The sequence below is a fragment of the Streptomyces sp. V4I8 genome, from assembly GCF_041261225.1.
Lineage (GTDB): Bacteria > Actinomycetota > Actinomycetes > Streptomycetales > Streptomycetaceae > Streptomyces.
In genome coordinates, this window is the sequence record NZ_JBGCCN010000001.1 from 2,191,637 (window position 1) to 2,212,613 (window position 20,977).

A 20,977-nucleotide genomic window follows, 5' to 3' on the forward strand; every position below is an offset into this window, starting at 1 on the left:
GGAGGAACCGTGACCACCACGCTCGCAGGCGGCCGTGCCGCTCGCCGCCAGACGATGCGCCGCATCCGTCCGCGCCGCTCCCCGGCCGTTCCGCTGGTGATCGCCCTATGGGCGGGCGCGGCGGCGGTGCTGTGGTTGTGGTGGGACAACACCCCGTCCCTGGCGGACAACACGGCCAAGATCCTCGCCGCGGGGCGGATCACCGGACTGCTCGCCGGCTATCTGATGGCGCTCGTCGTGCTGCAGATGGCCCGGGTGCCCGCGCTGGAGCGGCGGGTGGGGTCGGACCGGGTGGCGCGCTGGCACGCGATGAGCGGGCGCTACACGATCTGCCTGGTCATCGCGCATGTCTTCCTCACCATGTGGGCGTACGCGCTCCAGGCCGGCAAGACGCTCGGTGACGTCGTGCAGCAGACGATCGACTCGATCAACACACTGCCGGACATGGGCAAGGCGGCCATCGGTACCGGGCTGCTGTTCCTCATCGCGTTCCTCTCGATCGGGGGCGTCCGCCGCCGGATCCCGTACGACACCTGGTACCACGTGCACCTGCTGACGTACGCGGCGGTGTATCTGACGTTCTGGCACCAGATCACCACCGGCAACGAGTTCGCCGTCGAGCCCACCGCGAAGACCTTCTGGTACGGGCTGTACGGGGCCGTGACCGCGGCCGTGGTCTGGTACCGCGTCCTCACCCCGATCCGCCTCAACCTGCGGCACCGGATGTACGTCGAGGCGGTCATCGAGGAGACCCCGGGCGTCGTGTCCGTGCTGATCGGCGGGCGCAAGCTGCACCGCATGGGCGCGGAGGCGGGGCAGTTCTTCCGCTGGCGGTTCAAGGCGCCCGGGATGCGGTTCAGTTCCCACCCGTACTCGCTGTCGGCGGCGCCCCGCCCGGACATGCTGCGGATCACGGTCAAGGCGATCGGCGACCACACCTCGCGGCTGCGTGATCTGAAGCCGGGAACGAAGGTGTGGGCCGAGGGGCCGTACGGCGCGATGACGGCACAGCGGCGCAGCCGCGGCAAGGTGCTGCTGGTCGCCGGCGGTGTCGGCATCACGCCGATGCGGGCCCTGTTCGAGACGCTGCCGGGCGCGTCCGGTGACATCACCCTGCTCTACCGGGCCAACAGCACCCAGGACCTGGCGCTGTGGGACGAGCTGGCCACGATCGCCGACGAGCGCGGCGCCCGCCTGATGTACGCGGTCAACAGCCCGGACGGCGAGCGGCCCGACATCTCGGCGGAGCGGTTGCAGCAGAAGCTGCCCGACATCGACAAACACGACGTTTTCATGTGCGGGCCGGCCGGCTTCGCGCAGTCCGTCTACGAAGCACTGCGCGGCGCGGGTGTGCCCGCCCGCCGCATCCATCACGAGTCGTTCGAGATGTGAGCGACGGGACTCCCAAGACTTCAGGAGCTGTAGGAGCCATGAGGAAGAGTCACCCCATCCGGCGTGTCGTGCTGGCCGGCGCCGCCACCGTGTCCGGGATCGTGCTGCTGCTGTCGCTGAAGCCGGCCTCCGACCCGGGTTCCGCGCAGGCGGCGGGCATCGGCGCACCGCCGGCGGCCTCGGCCCAGGGCGGCGCCCAGGCGGCCGCCACCGGCACGTTCACCGGTGACGCGGCGCAGACCCAGTACGGGGCCGTGCAGGTACGCCTGACGGTGGGCAACGGAAAGATCACCAAGGCCGAGACCGTCCAGGCCCCCAAGGGCGGCCAGAGCGACCAGATCACCGCCAACGCCGTACCCAAACTCAACCAGGCCGCCGTAGCGGCAGGCAGCGCCGACATCGACGCCGTCTCCGGAGCGACATACACCAGTGCCGGCTACAAGGAATCCCTCCAGTCCGCCCTGGACAAGGCGCAGGCGAGCGCCGGTTCGTCCCAGGGGTCGGGCGCCGCACAGGCGGCCACCGTCACCGGCGACGCCGTCCAGACGCAGTACGGCGCGGTCCAGGTCCGCATCACCGTCAACGGCGGAAAGATCACCGAGGCCGAGACCGTCCAGGCCCCCAAGGGCGGCCAGAGCGACCAGATCACCGCCAACGCCGTACCCAAACTCAACCAGGCCGCCGTAGCGGCAGGCAGCGCCGACATCGACGCCGTCTCCGGAGCGACATACACCAGTGCCGGCTACAAGGAATCCCTCCAGTCCGCCCTGGACAAGGCGCGGGCGAGCGCCGGTTCGTCCCAGGGGTCGGGCTCCCAGGGCTCCGGCTCCCAGGACGCGGGCGCCGCCCAGGCTCGCACCGTCACCGGCGGCGTCTCCCAGACGCAGTACGGCCCCGTCCAGGTCCGTATCACCGTCAGCGGCGGAAAGATCACCAAGGCCGAGGCGGTCCAGACGCCCAAGGGCGGCCGGAGCGACCAGATCACCGCCAACGCCGTACCGCAGCTCAACCAGGCAGCGGTGGCAGCCGGGAGCGCCGACATCGACGCGGTGTCCGGAGCCACCTACACCAGCGCCGGCTACAAGGAATCGCTCCAGTCGGCACTGGACCAGGCCGGTGGCTGACGCGGTGGTGGAACCGACAGAAGCTCCCGCCGCGGTGCGTCATGCGGAGGAGGTCATGGGGACGGTCTTCTCCTTCGACGTCCGCGGCGGGGACCCCGGTGCCGTGCGGTCGGCACTGGAAGAGGCGGTCGCCGGGCTGCACCGGATCGACGAGGTGTTCAGCACCTACCGCGACGACAGCCAGATCTCCCGGCTGGCGCGCGGCGAGCTGACCGTCGACGAGTGCGATCCGGAGGTCGTCGAGGTGCTCGAACTGGGCGCGGAGGCCGAGCGGACCAGCGAGGGCTGGTTCAGCACGTCGTACGAGGGCCGCCTCGACCCGACCGGCATCGTCAAGGGCTGGTCCGTCGAACGCGCCGCACGTGCCCTGGCGACGGTCCCCGGCGTGACCGGCGTCAGCCTCAACGGCGGCGGTGACGTCCAGCTCCTGGGCGTACCGGGCACGCAGCGCCCCTGGCGGGTGGGGGTCGCCGACCCTCTCCGCCCGGGCGGCCTGGCTGCCGTGATCTCCGCCGCCGGCCTGCCCGAACTGGCGGTGGCCACGTCCGGCACGGCAGAACGCGGCGCCCACATCGTCGACCCCCGCACGGGCCGCTCAGCGGTGACGGACCTGGTGGCGGTGACGGTGGTGGCCCCGTCAGTGACCTGGGCGGACTGCTGGGCGACGGCGGCTTTCGCGATGGGGTCGAGACAGGGTTTGCGTTGGCTGGAGTCGTTGCCGGACGTAGAGGCGCTCTTGATCACGGCGGGCGATGAGGTCCGCTGCACCGGGGGGCTGGCGGCGCGACTCGGCTGAGACTGCGTGGGCGTGACGCTCACCCGCGCCGGCGGGTGCCGCCGGCTGCAACGCCCAAGGGGCGCGGGGAACTGCGCGACCAGCCACAACGAACCCGCGGCCGACCACGAACAACAGCCCCTACGGCGACTAGTGCCCGTTCTGAGCCAACCGCAGCAAATGATCAGCCAGGGCCTGACCCCCCGTGGGGTTCCGGCTGATCAACAGCAACGTGTCGTCACCGGCAATGGTCCCCAGGATGTCCTGCAGCTCGGCCTGGTCAATGGCCGAGGCCAAGAACTGCGCCGCCCCCGGAGGGGTCCGCAGGACCACGAGATTCGCGGAAGCCTCCGCGGAGATGAGCAACTCCTGCGACAACCGCCGCATCCGCTCCTCCTTCGCCGACTCCCCCAGCGGCGCCCGAGGCGTACGGAATCCGCCCTCGCTCGGCACCGCGTAGATGAGGTCACCGTCGTTGTTGCGGATCTTCACCGCGTTGAGCTCGTCCAGATCCCGGGAGAGCGTCGCCTGAGTGACGCTCAGCCCGTCGTCCGACAGCAGCTTCGCCAACTGACTCTGCGACCGCACGGGCTGCCGGTTGAGGATGTCCACGATCCGGCGGTGGCGTGCGGTGCGGGTCTGCGGCACGGCAGGCCCGGCGACCCCGTTCTGCTCGTGGTCCTGTGCCTGACTCATCGTCGTCTCATTCCCCGGATCATCCGTCCCCGTTGGCCAGATCAAGGATGCCGGGAAGGGCCTGAAGAAGCGCTTCCACTTCGTCGTCCCCGAGGTTCAGCGGCGGCATGAGCCGTACGACATCGGGGGCGGGCGCGTTCACCAGGAAACCGGCGTCCTGAGCCGCCTGCTGCACCTTGGCGGCGTGCGGCTCGGTGAGCACGATACCCAGGAGCAGTCCCGAGCCCCGGACATGACCGATCAGCGGGTGGCCCAGCGCCTCGATCCCGTCCCGCAACTTCTCGCTCTGCCGCTTGACGTTCTCCAGCAACCCGTCGTTCGCGATGGTGTCCAGAACCGCCAGGCCGGCGGCGCACGCGACCGGGTTGCCGCCGAAGGTCGTCCCGTGGTGGCCCGGCTGGAGCAGCTCCGCGGCCCGCCCGAAGGCGACCGTCGCGCCCAGCGGCAGCCCGCCGCCGAGCTGCTTGGCGAGGGTGACGACGTCCGGCAGGACGCCCTCGTGGGCCTGGTACTCGAACCAGTGCCCGGTCCGGCCGATGCCGGTCTGCACCTCGTCGAGGACGAGCAGCGCACCGCTGGCGGCGGTGATCGCCCGCGCCGCCTTCAGATAGCCGGCCGGCGGCACCACGACCCCGAGCTCCCCCTGGATCGGCTCGATGATCACGAGGGCCGTCTCCTCGGTGACCGCGGCGGCCAGCGCCTGCGCGTCGCCGAACGGCACGTGCGTGACCTCACCGGGCAGGGGCAGGAACGGCTCCCGCTTGCCGGCCTGGCCGGTCATCGCGAGGGCGCCCATCGTGCGGCCGTGGAAGCCGCCCTCGGTGGCGACGATGTGGGTCCGGCCGGTCAGCCGGCCGATCTTGAAGGCCGCCTCGTTGGCCTCGGCGCCGGAGTTGCAGAAGAAGACCCTGCCGTCCCGGCCGAAGAGCTGCAGGAGCCGCTCGGCGAGGGCGACGGTCGGCTCGGCCATGAAGAAGTTGGAGATGTGGCCGAGGGACGCGATCTGTGTGCTCACGGCCTCGACGATCGCGGGGTGGGCGTGGCCCAGCGCGTTCGTCGCGATGCCACCGACGAAGTCCAGGTACTGCTTGCCGTCGGCGTCCCAGACCTTGAGGCCCGCACCGCGCACGAGAGGGAGCCGAGGGGTGCCGTAGTTGTTCATGAGCGAGCCCTGCCACCGCTGGGCGTACTCTGCGTTTGCCGCGGTCCCGGTCATTCGGCATCCCCCTCAGGTGCGTCCGGCACGACCATCGTGCCGATTCCTTCGTCCGTGAAGATCTCCAGCAGGATCGAGTGCTGGACCCGGCCGTCGATGACCCGGGCGGTCTGGACTCCGTTGCGCACGGCGTGCAGACAGCCCTCCATCTTCGGCACCATGCCGGAGGACAACTCCGGCAGCAGCTTCTCCAGCTGGGCGGCGGTGAGGCGGCTGATCACCTCGTCGCTGTGGGGCCAGTCCTCGTAGAGGCCCTCGACGTCCGTGAGGACCATGAGGGTCTCGGCGCCCAGAGCAGCAGCGAGTGCCGCAGCCGCCGTATCAGCATTGACGTTGTAGACATGTCCGTCGTCCTGGGAACGGGCGATCGACGAGACGACCGGGATCCGGCCGTCGGCCAGGAGTGCCTCGATCGCGCCGGTGTCGATCGCGGTGATCTCACCGACCCGGCCGATGTCGACCAGCTCGCCGTCGATCTCGGGCTGGTGCTTGGTGGCGGTGATGGTGTGCGCGTCCTCGCCGGTCAGCCCGACGGCGAGCGGCCCGTGCTCGTTGAGCAGGTTGACCAGCTCACGCTGGACCTGTCCGGCCAGCACCATCCGTACGACGTCCATGGCGTCCTCGGTGGTGACGCGCAGGCCGGCCTTGAACTCGCTGACGATGCCGTGCTTGTCCAGGGCGGCGCTGATCTGCGGGCCGCCGCCGTGCACGACGACCGGCTTGAGACCGGCGTGGTGCAGGAAGACGACGTCCTGGGCGAACGCGGCCTTCAGATCGTCGTCGATCATGGCGTTGCCGCCGAACTTGATGACGACCGTCTTGCCGTTGTGCCGGACCAGCCACGGCAGCGCCTCGATGAGGATCTGGGCCTTGGGGAGCGCGGTGTGTTTGCGCGCCGGGGACTTTCCCTCTTCTGAGTGATTGACCGTCATAACCGACTTTCGGAAAGATCTCGGATCAGCCGCCGGGCGGGCGGTGCTGGCCTGTGGAGGCGGCGTAAGACGTGCCCCGGAATAGTCCGAGGGCGAGCGGCCTCCGGTGAATCAGGAACCCTCGTCGGCGACGACGAGGACCCGCGACAACCAAGCGGGCACGTCAAGAGGAGTAGGCGCTGTTCTCGTGGACATAGTCGGCCGTGAGGTCGTTGGTCCAGATCGTCGCAGACTCGTTGCCTGCCGCGAGGTCCGCCACGATGTGGACCTCGCGGTAGCGCATGTCGACCTTCTCGCGGTCCTCGCCGACGCCGCCGTTCTTGCAGACCCAGACGCCGTTGATGGCGACGTTGAGCTGGTCGGGCTCGAAGGCGGCGGAGGTCGTGCCGATCGCCGAGAGGACGCGGCCCCAGTTGGGGTCCTCGCCGTGGATGGCGCACTTGAGCAGGTTGTTGCGGGCGATGGAGCGGCCCACCTCGACGGCGTCGTCCTCGGTCGCGGCGTTGATCACCTCGACCTTGATGTCCTTGCTGGCGCCCTCGGCGTCCCGGATCAGCTGCTGACCGAGGTCGTCGCAGACGGTCCGCACGGCCGCGGCGAACTCCTCGTACTCCGGGGTGACCTCAGAGGCGCCGGAGGCGAGCAGCAGCACGGTGTCGTTGGTGGACATGCAGCCGTCGGAGTCGACGCGGTCGAAGGTGACCTTGGTGGCGGCGCGCAGGGCCCGGTCCAGTACGTCGTCGTCGAGGGCGGCGTCGGTGGTGAGGACGACCAGCATGGTGGCGAGGCCGGGTGCCAGCATGCCCGCGCCCTTGGCCATGCCGCCGACGGTCCAGCCGTCCTTGGTGACGACGGACGTCTTGTGGACGGTATCGGTGGTCTTGATGGCGATGGCGGCCTTCTCGCCGCCGTGCTCGGAGAGCTGCGCGGCGGCGGTCTCGACGCCCGGGAGCAGTTTGTCCATGGGCAGGAGGAGGCCGATGAGGCCGGTGGAGCAGACGGCCACCTCGATGGCACCGCGTCCGAGGACCTCGGCGACCTTCTCGGCGGTCGCGTGGGTGTCCTGGAAGCCCTTGGGGCCCGTACAGGCGTTGGCGCCCCCGGAGTTGAGGACGACGGCCGAGACCTGGCCGCTCTTCAGCACCTGCTCGGACCACTGGACCGGCGCGGCCTTCACACGGTTGGAGGTGAAGACACCGGCGGCGGCGCGGCGGGGCCCGGTGTTGACCACGAGGGCCAGGTCCGGGTTGCCGTTCTCCTTGATTCCGGCGGCGATGCCCGCCGCCGTGAATCCCTTTGCTGCCGTCACGCTCACGGCGCAACTCCGATCGTCGTCAGTGCGGTGGTCTCGGCGAGACCCAGGGCGAGGTTCATGCTCTGGACGGCACCGCCCGCGGTGCCCTTGGTCAGGTTGTCGATGGCGCTGATCGCGATGATGCGGTTCGCGGCGGCGTCGTACGCGACCTGCACCTGAACGGCGTTCGAACCGTAGACGGACGCCGTGGCGGGCCACTGCCCCTCCGGGAGGAGGCGGACGAAGGGCTCGTCGGCGAAGGCCTTCTCGTAGGCGGCGCGGACGGAGTCCGCCGTGACGCCGGGGCGGGCGTTCGCGCTGCAGGTGGCGAGGATGCCGCGGGGCATCGGGGCGAGGGTCGGTGTGAAGGAGACGGAGATCCGCTCGCCCGCCGCCGCGCTGAGGTTCTGGATCATCTCGGGCGTGTGCCGGTGGCCGCCGCCGACGCCGTACGGCGACATGGAGCCCATGACCTCGCTGCCCAGCAGATGGGGCTTGAGCGCCTTGCCCGCGCCGGAGGTGCCGGACGCGGCGACGATCACGGCCTCGGGCTCGGCGAGTCCGGCGGCGTAGGCCGGGAAGAGGGCGAGCGAGACGGCGGTCGGGTAGCAGCCGGGTACCGCGATGCGCTTGGCCCCCTCCAGCGCGGCGCGGCCACCCGGCAGTTCGGGGAGGCCGTACGGCCAGGTGCCGGCGTGCGGGGAGCCGTAGAACGTCTCCCAGTCGGCCGCGTCGTTCAGCCGGAAGTCGGCCCCCATGTCGACGACGAGCACGTCCGGGCCGAGCTGCTCGGCGACGGCGGCGGACTGCCCGTGGGGCAGGGCGAGGAACACGACGTCGTGGCCGGCGAGGACCTCGGGTGTCGTCTCCTGGAGCACGCGGTCGGCGAGGGGCAGCAGGTGCGGCTGGAGCGCACCGAGTCTCTGCCCCGCGTTCGAGTGGCCGGTGAGGGCCCCGATCTCGACCTCGGGGTGCGCCAGGAGCAGACGCAGCAGTTCCCCGCCCGCGTATCCGCTCGCTCCGGCCACTGCCGCACGTACCGCCATGGAATCCTCCTCCTAGATGGCATGACTATACGTTTCGATGCACGTTTATGCAATCTTGGCGGGATGCCGAGCCTCGCCTTTGTGTGGGCCAGCGTCAGGACGACGGCTGTCGGCCTGGGGCAACCCGAGCAGCAGATCGGCGTGCGCCGCCAAGGCATCATGCAACGTGCTGAAGCGCGGCGAAACCCGGAAGGTGATCTTCCTGAGAAGCATCGAGTGCGTCTTCCACATAGGTGGTCGGTCGACGAGCTGGGTCCATGCGTTAGGAGCGAGGTACCACTCGCTCCCCGTGAGAAGGGCCCAGCCGAAGGCTGACGCTGTCTCTCGAAGCACGTCGTCGGTACGGAAAGAGGAGCTGGGCCGTGCTGGGCAATGAGATCAACGAACTCTGGCCAGCTTGAAGGAGAGAGGGTCCAGTCCTCGAAGTGCCGCCGCCGAGCGCGGTAGTCGCTGTGGTTCCGGAGCGCAGAGACGTGGTTGACGATCCGAGCCATGGCAGCGTCCAGGACCTCGGGTCGTTCCTGGTGGGGGAATGTATGGAGTCTGCTGTGGGTCTTGCCCCCGAAGCTTGACGGTGCCACGCGTCTGGAATGCCGAGAAAACGCGCCGCTTCCCCCCACTCTGCGTTCGCGGCGATCTGGACAAGCTGGACTGCGGCGAAGCGCCGGAGGTAGACCCTCGGGCTCAGGACGGAGGGCGGAACGTCTCCGATCATCGCGGCGAACCAGTCATCGGGATCCGCTGAGGGATGTGCTCCGGCAAGTAGTGCCGTACATCTCCGGTGGCGATCAAGGGGTGCCGGCCTCGCCGAAGGTCTGCTCTCGCAGTCCTTCCGACAAGCTGGGAGGGCATCGTCTCGTTCACGTATTGCCTGAGCTCGGGTGAGCAGTGATGTCGGAGCGGGGTCCAGGTCCTGCCCCATCCGGAAGTCGACGGCGTGGTCCGGTCGAAAAGCAGTGCCGAGGCCTGAGGGAGAGCTCTGCCTGGAAGGTTCAGCAAGCGGGTGGAGACATCGAGGAGACAGGCCGCCGCAGTAGGCGAGCTGGGGATGCCTGTCCAGTGACGGCCCAGCTCCTCGGAGTCGGGCGTGTGGTGCTGCTTGACGTAATGGGTGAAGGCGGTAGCGATTTCTCTCTTGATGTGGGTCTGAGCTGGTCATTCCCAAGATCGGCGGGCCCAGGGGCTCTGGGTATGGCTGTCACAGGGAAGCCGCTGGATGGCTCAGGAGACTTGGCCGCCCAGGGCCCCGCGACGACTCGACTGCTCATGGGGAGACGCGACGCGATCGCTTTGTCTCCTCCGAAATTGACAAGGCGCGCCCGGTGCGGCGTCATCGGCAGGTCGAGTCTCACTGCGAACTCCTCATAGCGACGAAGGCTGGTCGGGGTCCAGCGCTGGCAAGGCGCTCGGCTCGTGAAACTGGTACTGACTGAGCCGGTGATACGCACCGCCGGCTCGCAGTAGCTGCGTGTGCGTTCCCTTCTCCACGATCCGGCCGTCCTGCAGTACGACGATGACGTCGGCGTCGCGGATGGTGGAGAGCCGATGAGCGATCACCAGGCATGTGCGGCCATGCCGCAGCCGCGAGGTCGCCCGTTGCAGGAGGAGCTCGGTGCGGGCATCAACCGCACTGGTGGCCTCATCGAGGATCAGCACGGCTGGGTCAGCGATGAACGCGCGCGCGATGCAAATCAGCTGTCGCTCGCCCTCGCTCAGGCGTCCGTCCGCACCACTGCCGACCACCGTGTCGTAGCCTTGCGGAAGGGCGTGCACGATGTGGCTGACACCACAGGCCTGAGCGGCCTGCTCGATCTGCTCAAGTGTGGCATCCGGCCGCCCGTAGGCGATGTTGTCGCGAATGGCCCCGCCGAACAGCCACGGCTCTTGAGGAACGAGCCCGACCTCGGAGCGCAACGCGTCCCGTGACACCGAGTTGATGTCTCTGCCGTCGACGAGGATGCGTCCACTGCCAACGTCGTAGAACCGCATCAGCAGGTTCATCAGGGTCGTCTTCCCGGCGCCCGACGCGCCGACGATCGCCGCGGTCCGCCCGGGCTCGACGACCAGGTCGAGGTCCTTGATGGTCAGCTCGCGGTCGTAGCCGAACGATACGTGCTCGAACGTGATCCGGCGCGGCCGAACGACCGGCAGCTGTCCCTGGCTACCAGGGTCCTCCTCCGGCTCGTCGAGTAGGGCAAACACGCGGGCAGCCGACGCGATACCCGACTGGAACAGGTTGGACATCGAGGCGAGCGATCCGAGTGGCTGTGAGTACTGCCTCGAGTACTGGACGAACGCAACGACTCCGCCCAGGGTCAGCTGCCCGCTGATCACACTGAAGGCACCGACGACGCAGAGCAGGACGTAACTCAGGTTTCCGATGAACAGCACCAGCGGGGCGATCAGGCCGGACACGAACTGCGCGAGATGGCTCGCCTTCTTCACCTCGGCGTTCCTGTTCGCGAACGTCTCGCGGAACGCGCCTCCGCGGTCAAACACGGTGACGAGTTCGTAGCCGGAGTAGGACTCCTCGATATGCGCGTTGAGTTCTCCGGTGAGTCGCCACTGGTCGCCGAACAGCCGTTGGCTTCGCTTCGCCATCACGGCCCCGATGGCGAAGGTCAGCGGCACCGAGATCAACGCAAGCAGTGTCAGCAGGGGTGAGATGCTCAGCATCATGGCCAGTACGCCGACGACGGTGAGCAGGCCGAAGAGCAACTGGGTCAGCGTCTGGGTAAGCGACGTCGCGATGTTATCGATGTCGTTGGTCATCCGTGACAGCAGCTCGCCTCGCGAAGAGCCGTTGAGGTAGCGGACCGGAAGCCGATTGAGCTTCTCCTCGACGTCGTTACGCAGAGTTTGCATAACGCGAGCGATCGCGCTGCTCTGCACATACTGCTGGGCGAATCCCGCCAGGGTGCCGAGGCTATATATGCCGGCGGCTATCAGCAGTAGATGTCCTACATAACCGAAGTCGATGCCGGACCCGGGCGTGACGTTCAGCCTCTCGATAATGTCCGCGAAGCTGTTTCGGCCGCTGTCGCGCAGCGCCTGCGCGGCAGCCTCTTTGGTTTGTCCTGTTGGCAAACCGGCGCCCAGGGTGCCGGCCAACACCGCATCGATCGCACGGCCCCAGATCCGCGGGCCGACCAGGTAGGCCAGTACGCCGAACACAGCCAGAGCGAGCGAACCGATCACCGACATCCGGACTTGCCGGAACAGGCCTGCCAGTCGGCGCGACGTTGCGGCGAAGCTCGCGCCGTCTTCGAGCTGGCCACGCTCCCGGCGGCTCATATCGATGCCCCGATCGCGTCCTGCGAAGCCACGAGCTCCTGGTACGTCTGACAGCTGTCCATCAGTGATTGATGTGTCCCGTCGCCGACGATGCTGCCCTCGTGGAGCACCACGATCCGTTCGGCACTGCCGATACCGGCAGTCCGCTGCGACACCAGCAGGACTGTCGCGTCGGCCGTGGCTGTGCGCAGCGCTGTCAGTAGCCGTGCGGATGTTTCGGGATCGAGCGCCGAGACCGGATCGTCGAGGAGGAGAACCCGCGGGGCGGCAACGAGTGCGCGGGCAATGCACAACCGTTGCCGCTGGCCGCCGGAGACGTTCGTTCCACCCTGGACGATCGGTGACTCGAGTCCGTCGTCCATCGCGGCGACGAACTCGCGAGCCTGCGCGACCTCCAGCGCCTCCCAGAGTTCGGCGTCAGTGGCGTCCGGCCTGGCCAGCCGCAGATTGCTTGCGACCGTACCTCTGAAAAGCAGCGAACGCTGCGGAACGATCGCGAGCTGACCGCGCAGCACAGTGAGATCGATGGTGCGCAGATCAACGCCGTCCAGCCGGACGGATCCGGATGTCGCGTCCTGAAGTCTCGCGACGATCGACAGCAGGGCGGTCTTGCCAGCACCCATCGATCCGACGATCGCCACCGTGCCGCCGGGCTCAACCCGTAGGTCGATGCCGGACAGGACGTCAGCATCGGCGCCCGGGTACCGCAGCGCAACGCCGCGCAGCTCCAACTCACCGCGGATCGGGACCGACCTGGCGGATACGCCCGCTGGCCGGAGCATAGGGGTGGAGTTGAGCACCGCCTGAATACGTTCCGCCGCGACCATCACTCTTGGCAACATCATCACCGCCGAGGCGGCCATCATGGCTGCCCCGAGGATCAGGCCCAGGTAGGTGACGTAGGCTGTCAGACCGCCGATCAGCAGATGTCCCGACTCGACCCGGTGGCCACCGAACCACACCACGGCCAAGATCGACAGATCGGTGATCAGCATGACGGCCGGAACGAACGTCCCGTTCAGCCGCCCCATTGACCGGGTTGCCACCGCCAGCTCGTTGTTCACCTGCCCGAACCGCTCGGCCTCGAAGCGCTCGCGGGTGAACGCGCGAATCACCGTGAGACCCATCAACTGCTCGCGCAAGACCCGGTTGATCGCATCCAGCCGGTCCTGCATCCGGCGCGACACCCGCGTCATCCAGCGAAGGATCACCGCCAACGCCACACCCAGTACGACGACTGCCACGACGATGAGAAGGGACAGGCCGGCATCCGCACGCAACGCCATATAGGCCCCGCCCAGCATCGTGATCGGTGCGGCGGCCGCCACTGTGCCGAGGGTGAGCAGAAACGCTTGTACTTGCTGAACGTCGTCGGTGCTGCGAGTGATCAGCGTCGGCGTGCCGAAGTCCTGATGTTCCCGGCTGGAGAAAGTCGCGATCTTGTCGTAGACGTCTGACCGCAGGTCGTGCGCAGCGTTTGTGGCCGCGCGCGTTCCGGCATAGGACGAGATCGCCGCTGCCAGCAACTGGACGATACTGACGACCACCATCCACCCGCCGGCCGTCCAGATGTGCCCGACGTCCGTGCGCAGTAGGCCGTTGTCGATCAGATCCGCATTGATCGTCGGCAGATACAAGGTGGCGGTGACGCTGACCAACTGGAAGACGATCAGACCAGCGAACCACCATCGGTGCTTGGCGAACTGAGCAAGGACCAGCCGCATCGGTCAACCTTTCGCAGGAAGTGCTCAGGCGATGACGAAGCTGGGGTGCAACAGTCCGGCGGGGTCGTACTTACGGGCCAGCTGCAGCAATCGGTCACGACGCTCGGCGTCGAACAGTTCTGCGGCGGCGCGTTGGTCGGGTCGTCCGAGAGTGAAGTTCGGCGAGCTGCCTACGGCGGTCCCGGACCAGCCGGCCAACAGTTCATCCTGCAGCGCCCGCGCACTTGCCGCGTTCGACTTGGTTGTCGGGGCTACCACACCTACGACACACAGCAGGTACATCGCCTCGCGGTGGCTGACTGCGTTCGGCACCCTCGGCGGAGTGGACAGCGCCCCACCGAGATGACGAACCGAGATGATGGAGGGAACCGGCCGGCCTGGCGCCGAGGTGGCGATGGCGTCGCGGAGGTGTTCCTCGTCGATCGCCCGCAACAAGACGTTGTCGGCGATATACGCATGCGGCTGATCCGGTTCGCTGAAGACGGTGTGTGACTGCTGGTACGGGATCTCCTGCAGACCGTCGTACGCAGGTTTCAACGCCCGCAACGGGGCCATCAACTCGTCTGCCTCCGCAGCCGAACCCAGGTAGGCGATCTGGACATGGGCCATGTGCCGATTAGAAAATTCAAGCGTGGTCATCGCCGAGGTCATCTCCGGGGGCATTGTCGCCGTCCAGTGCAACCAGGTGGAGACCACCTCCGGCGTCTCGCCCAGGTCGAACATCAGACCGCCCCCGACCAGCCTGGCGACCGGCATCAAAGCGATCTCCAGCGCGGTCACGATGCCGAAGCTCCCGCCACCGCCGCGGAGCGCCCAGAACAGGTCCGGCTCCTCGTGTTCCGAAACTGTCAGCAGGGAGCCGTCGGCGGTGACCAGTTCCAAGCGCGTGACATGGTCCGCGGCGAAGCCGTAGCGACGAGCCATGAGCCCGATGCCGCCGCCGAGCGTGTAGGAGACAGCGCCGACACCGGGCATGCTCCCGGACAGCGGTGCCAGATCGTAGCGTGCGGCGGCCTCGATCACATCGCGCCACCGCGCTCCAGCGCCCACCCGTGCGGTGCCGGCACCGGGGTCGACATCGACACTGTCCATCCTTCGCGTCGACACCAACACACCTTCACCGGCGAGCGGGTTGGCGAGTCCATGTCCCGTGGCCTGGACCGCGATCGGCATACATGACTCCGCGGCGTGCCGGACGGCCGCCACGACGTCGTCGGCGTCCCGTGCCGCCACCACGAGAGCTGGCTGATGTTGGTCCCGCAACTGGAAGCCGACACGGTGCTCGTCGTACTCGGCAGAGCCTGGGTGGTGCGCCACCGGTGATTCGGCGTCGGTCGTGTTGGCACTCATCGCGAGCACCTTTCTGGATCGGGGGGTGCGTGCGCGCACCCACGGCGAACGGGCAGCTCGTAGGTACGCATCCACCAGCCTCACCGGGATATGCGCCGCATCGTGTCGCAATTCCTGAAAAGATCGGTGTGTGACCCCGGATCGCTTCTTCTCCCTGATGCTGCTCCTCGAATCGAGGGATGCAGTGACCACACAGGAACTTGCCTCGGCGCTCGGGGTTTCCCTTCGAACCATCACCCGGGACCTGAACTGGCTCCGCGACGCCGGTCTGCCGGTGACCGCACAACGGGGCCGCCTCGGAGGCGTGACCATGCCGCCCGGGTCCGGGCTCGACCTCACGCGGCTCACGCCTGGCGAGCGTGATCACCTCTCGCTCACCGGGCTGGACGAGAAGCAACGTGCGGAGCTCAACGCATCGGTCGAAAGCCGGCGCGCGCTCTCCAAGATCGCCGCTACACAGTCACGTCGAGGTCATGAGCTCCTGCCGCTCACCGACGTAGTGCACGTGGACAGCCGTCCCTGGCTCCAGGCACGAGCTTCCGGCGCGACTCCGGCATCGCTGATCGGCCCGGTGCGGCGAGGTCGCCGGCTACGGATCGAGTACGACAGCCCACGCGAGTCATGCCCACGCGACCTGGTCGTGGATCCCTACGGGCTGTTCGCCAAGGCCGGCATCTGGTATCTCGTCGCCGAGTGTGCTCGAGTGCCGCGGATGTACCGACTCGAACGGATCACGATGTGGAAAGAAGTCGACCAGCCACGACGGATCCGCGAGAACCAGACCCTGGCCACCGTCGCTGCAACGCTCGTTGATCAGTGGGAACACAACCATGCGATAGAGGTCAGCGCCACCATCGACCAGACCCAGATCGAGCGAGCGCAACGGATCTTTGGCCAACGACTCGTCCGGGACGACCATGAAGAATCCGCCACCGGCCACAAAGTGACGATCCGCTTCCTGAATCTGGAGGACGTGCGAGCACTACTGCCGTTCGGGAGCGCCATCACTGTGCACGGCCCCACCGAAGCCAGGGCTCACCTCCGCGCCCTCGCCACCGATCTCGCCCGCCACTATGCGCCGTCACCAACGTCCTGACCCGCAACACCTGGCCGGCAACTGAGTGCGTGGCTCCTGGCCAAGGCAGCAGTGTCGTTCTCGCCCGCGGCCGATTCGACGACCTCGACAAAGTGCGCGCACGAGCGCTGGACCGCCGACTTCCATTGATCGGGGCGGGGATCGTTGCGCAATCGGAGGCCCTTGAGGCGATAGGCAAGCACCGACATCTTGAGCGCCCGCATCTCCTGGACGACCTGATCGTGTGCGGCGAGCACCGGGCACGACGCCGCGCCGATGTATCTGGCGATCAGCTTCCGGCAGGCCACCGCCTTTCGAGGACCAGCTGCACGTTCTGCAGGTGCGTGTCGGCGCTGGAGAACGCATCGTCCAGGCACAGCCGCTGGTCGATGACATCACACCCGTACAGGTACTCGGCGTCATGGACAGGGTGCAGGTCGGCAGGCTGCCACCACTGCACCGCCCCCGGATGGACAACCGCCGCCTCGGCGAACGCCTGAACCGCGGCGGCCGCCCGGGTGACGTCCCGCGGGACAGGCGGCTTACCGGGCGACAAGGCCTGTGCGACATACAGGACGTCACCGGGAGCGCTGAGGCTCTGTACGTCCGGCATGGCGGAAGCCACCGCTCTCAGCGGATACCGGCATATGGCGAGGCGTCCGGCGGCGTCGTAATCCACCGAATCAACCACTTTGCGGTCCGCATCCACTCCGAAGATGAGGATCTCGTGCGGGAAGCTCGGCGACTGTCGGCCGAAGAACGGGCCAAGTTGTGATCGGTCGAGGAACACTGTGAGGTACCGACCAGCGCGGATCGACTCGACGATCAGCTCCACCGCGCTCTCGCTGTCGGGTATCTCGTGCTGACGAAACAGCTCCTCGGTCAGGACTTCACGATACTCACCCAGCCGCGGGAAGTCGGTGTAAGCCCCGCCGTGGTCGTTGTACCAGCCACGTGTCGCCGGCATGCGCTCCTCGAGCCACGCGACGTGTCCGAGAGTTCCCATGATGGACGAAGCGATCGCCGCGTAGAGGTAGCAGGTGCGGCTGGTGTCGAGCCGCAGCGGGAGTGCTCCCGTCGTCACGGCTGGAGTCCGCGGATGCACCACTGACCTCCACTCCACTTGTACAAAAGTCGTCGGTGGAGCCGGTCGGAGGCACTCGACCAGAACTCCACGTGCGTGCCACACAGCGCAGCTCAGTGGGGTCGGTTAGTACCTCGCTCTGCCGGGACAAGCTGCTCATCGGGTGCAGAGTTGGATGCCGGTTGCGCCACAGCGACTCAGGCTTCTGCTCGTCGACCAGCTCGAAGGTCCCCGCGACGAGCAGCTGCCGGCCCATCTCGCGCCAGTAGAACAAGGCGCTTCCGGACTTCGTCGCGCGGATGTCGTGTGCCTTGGTCGAGCTGCCTCTGCAAGTGGCCTGGTCGGGGCTACGGGTCTTCACTGGCCCCCCGTAGCAAACACGTGTTGGTTCCAAACCACTCGCTGACGCCCGAACGACATCATCAGCACGCTCACGCACAGTGAAGGTGCACAGTCGTGATCCGCCAACTAGAACTCTCAAGATCCGCCAACAAGAATTCTCCACGCCCTTCTGACCTGCACGGATATACGCATGTCCCGCCAACTGAAATTCTCGGTCACACTGCGGACGGGCCGGGGAAACCAGCTTTGTCGGGGTCATGCCCATGAGCTAGTGTCCCCGGGCACGTATCAGGGGATCACGGCAGGTGGGGGACATGGCCGAAAAAATCGGCACGCCGGAGAAGCGCCACAACGCATGGGGGCAGGCCGTCGCGGCCGTGGCGCTGTTCGCGGCACTCGGTGGCGCTCTGTGGGCGTCCGAGGCGATGCCGTCCGGGGACAGCGGCCCGCCGGCTGCCAGCTGCTCCGACGAGGAGGAGCCGGGCAGATCGACCGGCCGGGTGACCGGAAAGCAGCTGTGCGAGGCACTGCTGCGGCCCGACCTCGCGGAATTGCTGGGCACACCGACGGAGACCGCGAAGACCGCCTTCGGCAACGACGGCTCCGCCGGACTCGAAGGGGCCAAGAAGATCCCGATGCCCACCGCGGAGGTCGAGTTCGACACCTACACCGTCACGCTCTCGGCCACCTACGACGACCTCCCCGTCACCGCGTCCTATGACGTACTGGGATGGGACGAGACGCAGCGCACGGTGCTGGGCCGGCCGGCGGTCCTGTACTCGAACCGCACCATCAGGATCAACTTCCGCCTCGACGGGGGCGACGCCGAGAGCGGTACCGGCGTCCCGCTGCGTTCCGTCATGGTGGCCCAGGACACGAAGGACAGCGGTGGGTCCTATGACGTGACCCTGTGGCGCGCGGACGGCATGGTGCCGGAGGACGCCGTACTGCTCCGGGTCGCCGAAAAGGTGCTGCCGACGGTCCCGGGGTGGGCCGCCGGCAGCTGAGCGTCTCCGCCGTCTCCGCCGTTACCTCTGCTTGATCCGCAGGAAGGTGACCGAGTTCGCCGGGAAGGTGTACGTGAACTTGTCGGTCACGCCCCGGAAGGTGGAGCTCACCGGGGTCACCGGCGTGTCCGTCTCGGTGTTCACCGCGTCCTGGTCGGCGGCCAGGGTGGTCACGCGGGCCGTGGAGGCGACCTTGGCGCCGCCGAGGTCGATGGCCGTGCGGGCCTCGGCCGACTGGGCGTTGACGACCTTGACGATCAGGTCACCGGTCGTCGCGTCCTTGGTGACGACCTGGCGGAACGGCTCGGCCGGCTTGTCGTCGGTGAAGGTGCCCCACTCCTTGCCGTCCAGGAGCAGGGTGACCTGGCGGCCGCGCACCTTGATGTCGATGTCGTAGGCGCGGCCCGTCTCGATCGACCCGGGCTTCGTCATCAGGGTGCCCTTGCCGCCGTCGACGGCCTGCTCGATCGCGGACTGGGTGTTGTTCCAGCCGCCCAGGTTCCACCAGTAGTAGTTGCCGGTGTCCTTGACGCCGAAGGCGACGAGGAAGCCCTCCTTGCCGGACTTCTTGGTGGCCTTCACATGCAGGTCGTAGTCCTTCCAGGCCGGGTCGCCCGCCGTGACCATGGTGTTCTCGGCGGCGGTGTCGGTCTGGACGTAGGCCCCGTCCTGGATGCTCCAGCTGCCCGCGCCGCTGTGCGTCCACTTCGAGGCGTCCCCGGAGAAGTCGTCGCCGAGCAGGGGCGAGCCGTCCGCGGAGGTGACCTTCACATCGTCGTACGCGGCGCTGGTCGCCCACGTGGACAGGCCGACGGCGCCGGTGATGGGGCCGCTGACGTTCGGCGTGGTGGTGGCCTTGGAGGGGACCACGCGGTCGCCGACGTTGGTCATGAACAGCCTCTGGACCTCGTAGTTGGCCGAGTTCCAGGAGGCCCGGTTGTTGAACCAGATCATGTCCGGCCGCCACTGGACGTAGTCCTCGTTGGCGAGCAGCGGGGCGTACGAGGCGAGCTTGACGACGTCCGCGTTGCGCTCCAGGCCGGTCATGAACGCGGCTTCGGAGAGACCGTTCTTCCAGGCGTTGCCCTGGGAGGCGTACTCGCCGAGGAAGACCTTCGGGCCGCTGCGGTCGTAGGAGTCGTAGCGGTCGTTGTTCTGGAGGAACCAGTTGGGGCTGTTGTAGTAGTGCTCGTCGACCATGTCGACGTTCGCCTCACGGTTCAGCTTCCAGGCGGTGTCGAAGGTCGAACCGGCGTCGTCCGGGCCGGAGTTGGAGATGACGGTGATGCTCGGGTACGCGGCCTTGATGGCGGCGCGGAACTGCTGGAACCGCGCGAAGAACTCGTTCGGCAGGTTCTCCTCGTTGCCGACCGCGATGTGCGTCAGGTGGAACGGCTTGGGGTGGCCCATCTGGGCGCGCGCCTTGCCCCACTTGGAGGTCGCCGGGCCGTTGGCGAACTCGATGAGGTCGAGGGTGTCCTGGATGTGCCGCTTGAGCAGCGCCTCGTTGTCGGTGGCCTTGTTCTGGCCGCAGCCGGTCACCAGCGCGGGGACGACGGGCAGCGGCATGGCGCCGATGTCCTCGGAGAAGCGGAAGTACTCGTAGTAGCCGAGGCCGTAACTCTGGTTGTAGCCCCAGAAGTTGGCGTTGGTGGCACGCTGCTCGACCGGCCCGATGGTGTCCTTCCACTGGTAGCTGCGCTTGCGCTGCCAGTTCGAGGCCTCGCTGTAGTCCTCCATGGAGTCGGTGTTGACCAGGCAGCCGCCGGGGAAGCGCACGAAGCCCGGCTTCAGCGCGGCGATCTTCTCGGCGAGGTCCTTGCGCAGGCCGTTCGGCTGGTTCTTGTACGTGTCGCGCGGGAACAGCGACACCTCGTCGAGCGCTGCGGCGCCGGCCGAGGCCACGGTGAGGCGGCCGCGGTTGCTGGTGCGGGTCGCGGTGAAGGTGGCCTTGTACTTGGCCCAGCCGCCCTTCACGGCGACCTGGCGGGCGGTGGCCAGCGCCCCGGCGGCGTCCTTGAGCGAGACGGTGAGCGTGGTGCCGCTCTCGGCGCGGGCCCACACGGAGAAGTCGTACCTCTTGCCCTGCTCGACCCGGACGCCGGTGTTGTATCCGGCGTTCGTCACGGCCGAACCGGCGTCCAGGGACAGGTAGTTGCGGTTGCGCTCGTTGAGCCGGCCGGCGTCGTTCACGACCTGGGCCGTGCCGCCGACCGTCCAGGAGGTCAGGGGCGTGTAGGAGCCGTTGTCGGCGGTGGAGTACTCGAAGGACCGGTTCTGCACGAGCTCGGCGTACAGTCCGCCGTCCGCGGCCCGGTTGATGTCCTCGAAGAAGACGCCGTACATCGTGTCGTCGATCGCCGCGCCCTTGGCGGCCGGGTCGACGGTGATCGCGTAGTCGGTGACGTCCTCGGCGTGGGCGGGCGACGGGATCAGACCGGCTGCCACCAGGAAGGCGGTGGCTGCGAGACCGAATCTCCAGCGGCTGGGGTTGCGTGGCATGGACACTCCGCGGCTCGATGTTCGAAATATCAAACACTGATCAGCACTTCGAACGGCAAGATAGGGAGGGTGATCCGGAGCGTCAACGGGTCGCGCGGGACCGAAAGTGTCGGAAGCGAGGAGC

General features: G+C 67.8%; 16 protein-coding genes. 5 read left to right on the top strand and 11 right to left on the bottom strand.

Annotated elements, in window-relative coordinates:
- Positions 1 to 9: 9 nt before the first annotated feature.
- Genes ABIE67_RS09940 through ABIE67_RS09950 form a run of 3 tightly spaced genes read left to right on the top strand, consistent with a single transcriptional unit; the run spans position 10 to position 3,312 of the window.
- Positions 10 to 1,392 carry a ferric reductase-like transmembrane domain-containing protein gene (locus ABIE67_RS09940; RefSeq protein WP_370255923.1) on the top strand — a complete coding sequence of 461 codons (1,383 nt, stop codon included), beginning with the start codon at positions 10 to 12 and terminating at the stop codon, positions 1,390 to 1,392.
- A gap of 38 nt (positions 1,393 to 1,430) precedes the next feature.
- Positions 1,431 to 2,516 carry an FMN-binding protein gene (locus ABIE67_RS09945; RefSeq protein ID WP_370255924.1) on the top strand — a complete coding sequence of 362 codons (1,086 nt, stop codon included), beginning with the start codon at positions 1,431 to 1,433 and terminating at the stop codon, positions 2,514 to 2,516.
- A gap of 55 nt (positions 2,517 to 2,571) precedes the next feature.
- Positions 2,572 to 3,312, top strand: coding sequence for an FAD:protein FMN transferase (locus ABIE67_RS09950; protein ID WP_370255925.1), 741 nt, complete (start codon positions 2,572 to 2,574; stop codon positions 3,310 to 3,312).
- A gap of 129 nt (positions 3,313 to 3,441) precedes the next feature.
- Here the strand turns inward: ABIE67_RS09950 and ABIE67_RS09955 are convergent, their stop codons facing one another.
- The 8 genes from ABIE67_RS09955 to ABIE67_RS09990 form a co-directional block, all read right to left on the bottom strand.
- The gene (locus ABIE67_RS09955) at positions 3,442 to 3,987 is read right to left on the bottom strand and encodes an arginine repressor (RefSeq protein ID WP_370255926.1); all 546 of its coding nucleotides are present in this window, start codon (positions 3,985 to 3,987) and stop codon (positions 3,442 to 3,444) included.
- 19 nt (positions 3,988 to 4,006) lie between these two features.
- Positions 4,007 to 5,203, bottom strand: coding sequence for an acetylornithine transaminase (locus ABIE67_RS09960; RefSeq protein ID WP_370255927.1), 1,197 nt, complete (start codon positions 5,201 to 5,203; stop codon positions 4,007 to 4,009).
- Positions 5,200 to 6,135 carry an acetylglutamate kinase gene (argB, locus tag ABIE67_RS09965; RefSeq protein ID WP_370255928.1) on the bottom strand — a complete coding sequence of 312 codons (936 nt, stop codon included), beginning with the start codon at positions 6,133 to 6,135 and terminating at the stop codon, positions 5,200 to 5,202. Before argB ends, ABIE67_RS09960 begins: the two co-directional genes overlap by 4 nt.
- A gap of 163 nt (positions 6,136 to 6,298) precedes the next feature.
- A complete protein-coding gene (argJ, locus tag ABIE67_RS09970) occupies positions 6,299 to 7,450 on the bottom strand; it encodes a bifunctional glutamate N-acetyltransferase/amino-acid acetyltransferase ArgJ (RefSeq protein WP_370255929.1) in 1,152 nt (383 codons plus the stop codon).
- Positions 7,447 to 8,475, bottom strand: a complete 1,029-nt coding sequence (gene argC / locus ABIE67_RS09975) for an N-acetyl-gamma-glutamyl-phosphate reductase (RefSeq protein ID WP_370255930.1) — start codon at positions 8,473 to 8,475, stop codon at positions 7,447 to 7,449. The genes argJ and argC overlap by 4 nt, the downstream gene beginning before the upstream one ends.
- Positions 8,476 to 9,837: 1,362 nt before the next feature.
- Positions 9,838 to 11,769, bottom strand: a complete 1,932-nt coding sequence (locus ABIE67_RS09980) for an ABC transporter ATP-binding protein (RefSeq protein WP_370255931.1) — start codon at positions 11,767 to 11,769, stop codon at positions 9,838 to 9,840.
- Positions 11,766 to 13,493 carry an ABC transporter ATP-binding protein gene (locus ABIE67_RS09985; protein WP_370255932.1) on the bottom strand — a complete coding sequence of 576 codons (1,728 nt, stop codon included), beginning with the start codon at positions 13,491 to 13,493 and terminating at the stop codon, positions 11,766 to 11,768. Before ABIE67_RS09985 ends, ABIE67_RS09980 begins: the two co-directional genes overlap by 4 nt.
- Positions 13,494 to 13,517: 24 nt before the next feature.
- Positions 13,518 to 14,843, bottom strand: a complete 1,326-nt coding sequence (locus tag ABIE67_RS09990) for an FAD-binding oxidoreductase (RefSeq protein WP_370255933.1) — start codon at positions 14,841 to 14,843, stop codon at positions 13,518 to 13,520.
- Positions 14,844 to 14,973: 130 nt separating this feature from the next.
- On the opposite strand from ABIE67_RS09990, the gene ABIE67_RS09995 reads away from it, so the two are divergent.
- Positions 14,974 to 15,939 (top strand): helix-turn-helix transcriptional regulator, encoded by a 966-nt coding sequence (locus ABIE67_RS09995; RefSeq protein WP_370255935.1) that lies wholly within the window; start codon positions 14,974 to 14,976, stop codon positions 15,937 to 15,939.
- A gap of 268 nt (positions 15,940 to 16,207) precedes the next feature.
- On the opposite strand, the gene ABIE67_RS10000 is transcribed toward ABIE67_RS09995, so the two are convergent.
- Positions 16,208 to 17,002 carry a hypothetical protein gene (locus ABIE67_RS10000; RefSeq protein ID WP_370255937.1) on the bottom strand — a complete coding sequence of 265 codons (795 nt, stop codon included), beginning with the start codon at positions 17,000 to 17,002 and terminating at the stop codon, positions 16,208 to 16,210.
- On the bottom strand, positions 16,999 to 17,094 hold the full coding sequence (locus tag ABIE67_RS10005; protein WP_370255938.1) for a pyridoxine 5'-phosphate oxidase C-terminal domain-containing protein: 96 nt from the start codon (positions 17,092 to 17,094) through the stop codon (positions 16,999 to 17,001). Before ABIE67_RS10005 ends, ABIE67_RS10000 begins: the two co-directional genes overlap by 4 nt.
- 564 nt (positions 17,095 to 17,658) lie before the next feature.
- On the opposite strand from ABIE67_RS10005, the gene ABIE67_RS10010 reads away from it, so the two are divergent.
- A complete protein-coding gene (locus ABIE67_RS10010) occupies positions 17,659 to 18,351 on the top strand; it encodes a DUF6215 domain-containing protein (protein ID WP_370255939.1) in 693 nt (230 codons plus the stop codon).
- 21 nt (positions 18,352 to 18,372) lie between these two features.
- Here ABIE67_RS10010 and ABIE67_RS10015 read toward each other — a convergent pair whose 3' ends face one another.
- Positions 18,373 to 20,853 carry an alpha-L-arabinofuranosidase C-terminal domain-containing protein gene (locus tag ABIE67_RS10015; RefSeq protein ID WP_370255940.1) on the bottom strand — a complete coding sequence of 827 codons (2,481 nt, stop codon included), beginning with the start codon at positions 20,851 to 20,853 and terminating at the stop codon, positions 18,373 to 18,375.
- Between the last annotated feature and the right edge of the window lie 124 nt (positions 20,854 to 20,977).

Bases quoted from the DNA above. Each gene is read 5' to 3' on its own strand.
- ABIE67_RS09985 (WP_370255932.1), bottom strand. From the start codon at position 13,493: ATGCGGCTGGTCCTTGCTCAGTTCGCCAAGCACCGATGGTGGTTCGCT.
- ABIE67_RS09945 (WP_370255924.1), top strand. From the start codon at position 1,431: ATGAGGAAGAGTCACCCCATCCGGCGTGTCGTGCTGGCCGGCGCCGCC.
- ABIE67_RS10015 (WP_370255940.1), bottom strand. From the start codon at position 20,853: ATGCCACGCAACCCCAGCCGCTGGAGATTCGGTCTCGCAGCCACCGCC.
- ABIE67_RS09960 (WP_370255927.1), bottom strand. From the start codon at position 5,203: ATGACCGGGACCGCGGCAAACGCAGAGTACGCCCAGCGGTGGCAGGGC.
- argC (WP_370255930.1), bottom strand. From the start codon at position 8,475: ATGGCGGTACGTGCGGCAGTGGCCGGAGCGAGCGGATACGCGGGCGGG.
- ABIE67_RS10010 (WP_370255939.1), top strand. From the start codon at position 17,659: ATGGCCGAAAAAATCGGCACGCCGGAGAAGCGCCACAACGCATGGGGG.
- ABIE67_RS09955 (WP_370255926.1), bottom strand. From the start codon at position 3,987: ATGAGTCAGGCACAGGACCACGAGCAGAACGGGGTCGCCGGGCCTGCC.
- argB (WP_370255928.1), bottom strand. From the start codon at position 6,135: ATGACGGTCAATCACTCAGAAGAGGGAAAGTCCCCGGCGCGCAAACAC.
- ABIE67_RS09980 (WP_370255931.1), bottom strand. From the start codon at position 11,769: ATGAGCCGCCGGGAGCGTGGCCAGCTCGAAGACGGCGCGAGCTTCGCC.
- ABIE67_RS09950 (WP_370255925.1), top strand. From the start codon at position 2,572: ATGGGGACGGTCTTCTCCTTCGACGTCCGCGGCGGGGACCCCGGTGCC.
- ABIE67_RS09990 (WP_370255933.1), bottom strand. From the start codon at position 14,843: ATGAGTGCCAACACGACCGACGCCGAATCACCGGTGGCGCACCACCCA.